The sequence below is a fragment of the Synechococcales cyanobacterium T60_A2020_003 genome, from assembly GCA_015272205.1.
GTDB lineage: Bacteria > Cyanobacteriota > Cyanobacteriia > RECH01 > RECH01 > JACYMB01.
The window spans coordinates 1-8,368 of the sequence record JACYMB010000287.1 but is presented as its reverse complement, the minus strand read 5'-3'; the positions used below and the strand labels follow the sequence as shown (position 1 = coordinate 8,368).

The 8,368-nt window shown below is 46.9% G+C and carries 7 protein-coding genes; 3 read left to right on the top strand and 4 right to left on the bottom strand.

The window, feature by feature from the left end; all coding sequences use genetic code 11:
* Window positions 1–406 precede the first annotated feature (406 nt).
* Window positions 407–1,801: a chromosomal replication initiator protein DnaA gene (dnaA, locus tag IGR76_14185; GenBank protein ID MBF2079627.1), complete on the bottom strand. Its 1,395-nt coding sequence runs from the start codon at window positions 1,799–1,801 to the stop codon at window positions 407–409.
* Between the two features lie 1,078 nt (window positions 1,802–2,879).
* On the opposite strand from dnaA, the gene IGR76_14180 reads away from it, so the two are divergent.
* Window positions 2,880–3,266 (top strand): helix-turn-helix transcriptional regulator, encoded by a 387-nt coding sequence (locus IGR76_14180; protein MBF2079626.1) that lies wholly within the window; start codon window positions 2,880–2,882, stop codon window positions 3,264–3,266.
* A gap of 253 nt (window positions 3,267–3,519) precedes the next feature.
* Here the strand turns inward: IGR76_14180 and IGR76_14175 are convergent, their stop codons facing one another.
* The 3 genes from IGR76_14175 to IGR76_14165 form a co-directional block, all read right to left on the bottom strand.
* Entirely contained in the window at window positions 3,520–4,281 is a 762-nt protein-coding gene (locus tag IGR76_14175; protein MBF2079625.1) for a MinD/ParA family protein, read from the bottom strand.
* 246 nt (window positions 4,282–4,527) lie between these two features.
* A complete protein-coding gene (locus tag IGR76_14170; GenBank protein ID MBF2079624.1) occupies window positions 4,528–5,283 on the bottom strand; it encodes a response regulator transcription factor in 756 nt (251 codons plus the stop codon).
* A 278-nt stretch (window positions 5,284–5,561) separates the two neighbouring features.
* Window positions 5,562–6,185 (bottom strand): class I SAM-dependent methyltransferase, encoded by a 624-nt coding sequence (locus IGR76_14165; GenBank protein MBF2079623.1) that lies wholly within the window; start codon window positions 6,183–6,185, stop codon window positions 5,562–5,564.
* 528 nt (window positions 6,186–6,713) lie between these two features.
* On the opposite strand from IGR76_14165, the gene IGR76_14160 reads away from it, so the two are divergent.
* Together IGR76_14160 and IGR76_14155 are read left to right on the top strand one after the other, a co-directional pair.
* Window positions 6,714–7,163 carry an RNA-binding protein gene (locus tag IGR76_14160; GenBank protein MBF2079622.1) on the top strand — a complete coding sequence of 150 codons (450 nt, stop codon included), beginning with the start codon at window positions 6,714–6,716 and terminating at the stop codon, window positions 7,161–7,163.
* A 123-nt stretch (window positions 7,164–7,286) separates the two neighbouring features.
* On the top strand, window positions 7,287–8,069 hold the full coding sequence (locus IGR76_14155; GenBank protein MBF2079621.1) for a hypothetical protein: 783 nt from the start codon (window positions 7,287–7,289) through the stop codon (window positions 8,067–8,069).
* The last annotated feature ends 299 nt before the right edge of the window (window positions 8,070–8,368 follow it).

Genomic DNA, 8,368 nt, shown 5'->3' with positions numbered 1-8,368 from the left:
AAACCCGATAGCTACAAAGTCGAAGCTTAATACCCGGACGACCTCAAGGTGAGCCTGATCATCCTTCTAATCATGCAACAAAGCCGTCATGAACTATGCCTTGATGCAATAACTAAAGGGCACAAGTGCTATGTGATTGATTTCCATCTAACCCATCTTAGCCCTGGGAAATACAATCACGATGGACAGTCCTACTTTTCGAAAGCAATTGAATCCTTTCACAGCAAATGGAATCCTCAGTTCGTCTTTCGATACTACACGCCCGTTTATGCTCCAATCATGTGCTTTAGTCGCTATAAAGTCCTTCGTATCATCAGCTCATTTGGGCTAACAATCAAGAAGTATCTTTTTGATAATGTTAGATCAGTCTGGATGAAAGGGCTGCGTAAGTTTGAACGTAGGTTTTCTACGTCGAAGGCTGATTTCTAGCTTGGGTGCTGATGTTGATGCGATCGCTCAACTCGCGGAGGGTACGAGCCATGTCAGCATCCGTCTCACGCAGTTGGCTCATCTTCTCACAGCTATACATTACCGTCGTATGATCCTTGCCACCAAACTCTTCACCAATTTTGGGTAGGCTCAGATCTGTATGCTGCCGCATCAAGTACATCGCAACTTGTCGAGCGGTACTAATTTCTCGACGCCGTGAACTCCCCTTTAGATCCTCGACGGCTACCTTAAACATCTCCGCCACTGTATTAATGACTAACTCCGGAGATGCTTCTACCTGCTGAATAGGCGGATTCAAAACAGGAGCAATATTTTCCACCGTCATCGTCAGGCCGGAAATAGAGATATAGGCAACCGCCCGGATCAGCGCTCCCTCCAGTTCCCGAATATTCGAGGTATAGCTAGAGGCAATGTACTCAATAACATCCCGGGGCAGGCGAATATTTTCATACTCAGCTTTCTTTTGCAGAATCGCCATCCGTGTTTCCAGATCCGGAGGCTGAATATCTGCAATTAGCCCCATTGAGAAGCGGGAGCATAAGCGCTGCTGCAATCTTGGAATTTGACTCGGGGGACGATCAGAGGCCAGGACTACTTGTTTACCTGCCTCATGGAGCGTATTAAAGGTATGGAAAAATTCTTCCTGGGTATATTCTTTACCTTCAATAAACTGGATATCGTCTACAAGCAACACATCAACAGCACGATACAGCTCCCGAAAACTCTGCATGCTATCTTTTCGAATTGCTGCAATGAGATCATTAGTGAATTGTTCAGTTGAAACATAAAACACTTTCGATTCCGGACGAATCTCAAGGCGATAATGACCAATCGCCTGCATCAAGTGCGTTTTGCCCAACCCAACGCCACCACAGAGAAACAGAGGATTAAACTCTCGCCCCGGAGATTCCGCAACGGCTAGAGAAGCCGCGTGAGCCATGCGATTATTCGCCCCGACAACGAATCGCGAAAAAATATATTTGGGGTTTAGCTCAGTTGATTTTATCCGACCCGCAGGGATGGGTGTCGGTTCTGAGGGGAGTGAAGCAGGCATTGACCAAGAACTACCGTCCGTTTCATTGACTTGGTCAAGGTCGTCTCCTTGCTTAACGGTGATCTGGATATCTACTGGACGACCCAGCACATCTTGAACCACGCTCGACACCATCTTCAGATAATGTTTCTGAATCCAGTTGCGAGCAAAGGGATTGGGGGTACAAATGACAAGCCGTTGAGTGTCCAACGCCTCAACCGTTGCAGATTTAATCCAGGTTTCAAACGTTGGACGGTTGAGTTGCATCTCTAGGCGTGCTAGGACTTGGCTCCAAAATGTTTCAGGAATGATTTCCACAGCTACCCTCTACGCAGACTTGGACTTCTACTATAGATGTCTTCTTGAAAGCACGCGATCGCCATTGAGACAGCGTGTTACTGGCTAATAATAGACTTTCCAGCTAATTTCACCAAACCCCGGAGTGACATAGCCACTTTCGTAGGATGCCAAAACAAGACTAGCTTGAACCCGGACATTTGATGGACACTGACTCGTCATAGTACCCAAACCCAATCTAAACACAGATTTTCAGTTTGGTCAGATAGCATCCATGAATCTCAATCAAAGTTCTCTTTAAGAAGAGTATCCTCAAACAAAGCGCTATATCTAGAGTCCGAGCTAGTCGAGAAGCTCGCGGATAGCGTCTGTTATGATGTGTTTCTTCAGCATAGCAGGAACCTCCACCTAAATATTCGGTAAATTATTATGTGGAGTTTAAGTAGTTGGGCTGAAAGTAGAGACGAAGTAGACAAGAATCGCTAAAATCATTATTATCTGATAGCGGAAATCATAGGACTGCTGGTACTTGTATGATTATCAGTAGTCGTGTAGCTCATGCAGTAAGGCGCTACCTCTAACTCTCATTCCACTCGAAACTATGTCTGCAGGACTATTTTGCGAATTTAGTTGTTTCGCGGAACTATCGTAAGTCTATGACGTTTGGGTGAATTTCGCCTCGATTACATAGTATTAATGCACCAAGCTGACGTGAGACGCAGCAAGCATACAGCCTTGTATCAAGGCTCTTCGAACTGCCAATACGTTCAACCTATTTGCAGCTAATGCTCTATTTGCCAACCGTCTGCTTTCACGGTTCTAGTCTCTGCCCCTGATGGGCAAAAAGGGGTGTCTAGGTTTAGAACCCAAAGGGTGTATTCGAAGAAGGTTAGCCCAGCCCTTTCCCAACTAGCAGTCGCCATTGTATGTCTTACCCAAAGTAGCGATCGCCCATTTCCCGAAAATTAAAACAATGGACGTATGACTCTATGCGGCCTAGGTTCTATTTGGAATAGCGTTCAGTACTTAGGGGTTTGGGTCTGTACGGCGTCACAGCACAAGCTATAGCGTTTCATTATTTGTTCACTCGCACAACACTATGACGACCTTTGAAGAAATCCATCAGTTTTTCGATAATCCTCCTCCTTTCTACCTCAACAAGGAGTTAGCCGTATGCTACGTTCTTGCGACCTTGGTTCGCCATGACTCCTACGGCACAGAGTTAATTAACCTGTTAGAGCACGAGCATCCTAGCTATCGCCTATCTGACACCGTGCTTTACAGCGCTCTAAAGTTTTTGGAGGACGCAGGCACCATTACAGGCTACTGGAAAAAGGTTGAGGGACGGGGTCGTCCCCGTCGGATGTATCAAATCCAGCCAGAATGGCAGGCGAAAGCGTCGGAGTTGGCGTCTCTATGGCACAAGTATGTATCTCCGCAAGCACTCCCTACACCAGTTTTGAATGGCAGAGGTCGGCGCTCTTAAGGCGCTCCTAACTACTTGGAGATTCCACAATTTGAAACTCGGTTATATGGAGAAATGAGTTTTGTGGGGCATCCTATCTCAGCGGAACCATACTTAATCAACTTACAGATGTATACGGATAGGATATCCAAGCTCTCTAAACACCGGATGTGGCTGGAGAAGTCAAAAGGCTCTGTCCTCTTGATGGGGAACTCTGTTCCCCTTTTTTATTCAGTTTAGAGGCATCTCCATTTCAGAGCCTACATGGAACGTATCAGGCTTTAATTCGGCAGGCAATCGCCTCTAGTTCTTCAGTAAACGGGTGTTTAGGATGATTTAGAACGAATAGCCCACGACTCGCCAGCAGCATCAAATCATCACAGTTGGGCAAAATTCCAGCAACGGGAACCTGGAAGGTTTTCTCGACTAGTGCCTTGACTTGGCTAATATCGAGTGCAGGCAGTACCCTATTGACCACTGTTAGGATGTCGGGAATCCCCAGTTGTCTAGCAACATCAATCATAACGGCTGTTCCCTGAAAATCCTGACTATCTGGACGCAGGATGAAGACGAGTAAATCAGCCAGAGCCATAGCAAGCAGTGTCTCTTGGTTTAGCCCTGGATGGGTGTCAATTAGCACGTAGTCTAGATTGAGGCGATCGCCCAAATCATGGATGCCGCCACTCAGTCGTTCCATATCATAGCCTTCATTCACGATGCGTGTAATATCCTCGGCCCGGAAACTACCAGGCGCTAGAAAAATCTTTCCATCATTAAGCGCAGAGGCAAGCTGGGCAGGAGTAACGTCGTAGGCTGCGTCGTTGATTTCGCAGTCCTTCCACAGATAATCATTCAATGTATAGGACAGCTTGTCTTGATCCAAACTGAAGAGGATGTGGATCCCCGGAGACTGTAAATCTGTATCGATAATACCGACCCGCTGGCCCCAACTCGCTAGGATTGTAGCAATGTTCGCCGTAACGTTGGATTTTCCTGTGCCACCTCGAAAGGAGTGAATGGCTACGATTTTTAACACGGCGTTTAATCCTTAGATGCTGATGGTTGGGGTTGGCATGAGCTAGAGCGAAAAATTTGGAGGTGATAGTGCCTAGGTTCTCCTATAGTGCCCCATTCCAAGGTTTCGGAATCGCGCCTGCGGTGATAATGTAACGTCACGTCAGTTCAAATACACAGAGTAACTCTGCTACCAATAGGAACAGAGATGACTGATGAAGGGCAAAGATCATTTACGCAGTCGTTAAGCCGAACAGCTACGGAGTACTCAACCCAAGCGGTAGCCAAATCCGCGCACAGTCATTAGATATTGTGGATGACTCGGATCGTTCTCAAGCTTCTCCCGGAGCCAGCGGATATGAACATCAACCGTTTTACTATCTCCCATAAAATCCGGCCCCCAGACCCGTTCAATCAACTGCTCGCGTGACCACACTCGGCGCGGATGGCTAATAAACAGCTCTAGAATACGAAATTCTTTGGGCGAGAGGTTGATTTCCTCGCCACGAACCGTAACGCGGCACTCTTGTGGATAAAGGGTGATGTCTTTAAATTGTAAGGTCGCTTCCTGAGGTTCGGAGGACGGTTGGCTATGACGGTAACGCCGCAGTAAAGCCCGACATCGAGCAACTAGTTCACGCATCCCAAAAGGTTTGGCTAAGTAGTCATCTGCTCCCACTTCAAGTCCGACTACTCGATCGGTTTCACTTCCTTTTGCACTCAAAATTAAAATTGGAACGTTATCCCCACTGTGACGGATTAAACGACACAAATCTAACCCGTTCACATAGGGCAACATTAAGTCGAGAATGATGAGGTCAACACCGATTAGATGAGACCCGGCATCAGAACTTTGGTGGGTCATCTCCAAGGCTTGCCTGCCATCTTCTGCAAGCAGAACCTCGTATCCTTCGTCTGATAAGGCTAGAGCAATTGTATCTCGAATCAGAGCCTCATCCTCAACAACCAGCACTCGTCCTAGCGAAACTTCTGCGTTGGATTTTGTTGCTTCTAAGGTCAGCATGCAGTGGTTATAGCGTATACCGCTACTTGTTTGGCGTTTCAACCACATCCTATCAAAACCTGTGCAGTTTCTTTAACGCTCCTTATAAATTTCATAATCTATGTCTGTACATTTTGACACTGATCACCCATGACGCTGATCCACTCTCCCGACCGTGACAATCTATTTTCAGGACAGATTCTGTATACGCCGTCCCTGGAGATAAGACTCAGGTTTGCCCAGGATAGACATCACAACGTTCGCTTAGAGCAGAATCGAAACGGTTAAGTCTTTCCAGGTTACTTCTCAAAAATACTGAGGAGGGATACGAAAAAGATGGGATAATGCCTCCCTGGACCGAAATTTGCGTGCTGCGCTAGGGCATCGCGATCGCCTGCTGAGTAAAAGCGAATGCCGCGTGGAGATAAGGGCAGGTGCTGAATTCTATATGCGGAGGATAATAGGGGATCTAATAGAGACAATAGGGGATCTAATAGATAAAACTGGCCTCCTGGCTTCAGCACCCGATAGACTTCGGCCAGTACTCGGTCGGGGTCGGGATAATGCATAAAGCTAAACGTACAAAAGACCGTATCAAACTGCTCATCTGCAAAACGGAGCGAGTCTGCACGGCCTTGGATAAAAATGAGACGGGTGCGATCGCCCCGCTGTTGACGGGCTTGCCGCAGCATCTGCAGAGAGAAATCGATTCCAATGCCGTTAATGCCAGGGTACCGATCGTTCAACCGATACAGTAGTCGTCCGGTTCCACACCCAATATCTAGAACGCTAGCCCGTTCCTTGAGGTCTACATAGTCCATCATGTGCTGATGTGCAGCTTGGTAAAACACCGATGGAAGCAACCAATCGTAAGACGATGCCCATGCATTAAAGAACTGCTGCTTACTCATAGTCATAGTCATTCTCCAGGCGATCGCCCTTGAAACCTCGACAACCAGGGTTGCACCTCGCTTTAATCAATGTTACTTTTCTTTACATATGCAAAGTGTATAGATTTGATTCCCGAACTGGTTCTTCGGAGTCTCAAACGTCAGCTTGACAAGTTCTTTATTCAATGTTAATCAATTCTCTCGCAATACGTTCTTGGCTCACGCAGGTGAGTAATGGGTCTCTAGGGACAGCGACGGATCTATCAGCAGAAGTAAAATTCCGTTTTCCCTGTCTAGGGAATCTTAGGTCGTGATAACTTAGTGAATGGCGCGACATTCTGAGACTGCGTTTTTGTCCCTGAACATCGATAGTGAACCACTGGAGAGTATTGAATTTGTTAGGTACTTGAAACTAGCCGTATGCTTCAGTGAACTCTAATCACATCAGTTATTGATATCCCCCTATTTAAGAAAACAGACGTTAATCTGTTCTCAGGCCAGTTTGTAAGGTATTAGTTTTTTGTAAATTGTTCCAACCCGGTTCTGGAGGTATCTTGTCTTATGTCCATCCGTTTATACGTGGGTAATTTGCCTAAAGAAGTAGAAAAGCAAGAGCTGCAAGCCATTTTTGAAGAATATGGTGATGCTGCATCTGCCAAGGTCATTACAGATCGGAAGACCGGCAAATGCCGTGGCTTCGGTTTTGTAACCGTCAAGGATGATGAAACTGCTGATCAAATCATTGAAAAATTTAACGGTTACGAGTTCAAGGAAACAAGCTTGAAGATCGAAAAGGCATTACCTCGCTCTAAAGGTAAGGATGAAGCGATCGAGGCTCCCAGTGTCAGCAGTGCACCCGCTCGTCGTAGCAAGGGTGGTAATGGTAAATCCCGCCGATCCTCCTCGGAAGGCACCTCGACCTCAAGTGACTCCGTACAACCCGATCCTCGCTGGGCGAAAGAGTTGGAGAAGCTGAAAGATCTTTTAGCAACTCAAACGGCGAACTCGTAGATTGCACGACGTCGCTTAAGTTACCTCCAGGCTATTTCTCATAATTTCCTCTGCGATCCGAAACTTTGTGCTTTTGTACACAGTCAAAGATCGCAGAGGTTTATGCATTTTATGGGGAACGCTATGGATAGGAATCACGGTGTATTAGTGGCGATCGCTGCTGGAGTCGCCATCGCAGGAACAAGCTACGCTGCTAGTGCAGTGTTATTTCGTGGCAGTAACACCGAGCCACCGAAAGCCGTAGAAACCGTACAACCTACGGCGATTGCATCACCATCTTCTCTAGCACAACTACCTAAGCAGACAAGCCCGCAGACGATCCCAGTTCCTCAGACCAAAACTGATACAACGGCCCCATCAAGTTCAGCACCGGAATTAGCAACAGAGTTAACTCCAATCTACGCAGATCAGCAAGAAAACGTAGCTTTAGCCCAAGCTATTCTGAAAGAACTGCCAGAATACCCCTGTACCGATACCGATCCTTCAGATTCGTCCGCTGTCCGCTACTTTTATACTTTTGACGATCTAAATCAGGATGGTATAGATGAGGCGATCGCGTACCTAGTCGGCCCTTACACATGCGGTACGGGAGGTTGCACTGTTCTCATATTTAATGTCAATGGCTCAGACTATGCTCTGAACTCTCGCATCACCGTCGCACGGAATCCCATCATTGCCACCGAAAATCAAACCGATGGATGGCGTGATCTAGTGATCCCGGTGTCTGGAGGGGGAGCAGCGTCAGACTACCATGTGATTCAGTGGACGGGCAGTTCCTATGCATCAAACCCTTCAGTCGCTCCAGAATGGACAGAATCCACACTGACAGGTACAGCTCTAATTGCGGATGCTATCACCGCCGATACCCCCGCACCCAAACTAGCGGGCGATGTGTGCTTACCCTAAGTCTCGTATCTAACATCTGGTTCGTTGCAGCCAGGGTAACCGTCAGAGCTGAGGTATTTAAGTATCAGTGTCCTAGGGGTGGTCAGGGATATTAGCTGAATCAACTCTGGGACCCTTTTGCAGCTCGTTCGGAATTTTGATGAGTGATACCAACTTCAACAATTCCCGCTACTCATGAAAGGCTGAAATTCCTGACGTACAAGGCATTTATAACTCAAAACTGAAAACTCAAAACTAGTACGAGGTACCTGGTCACCGCAATAAGAATTGTTAATGAGAATGGCTGAAGCAGCTACATT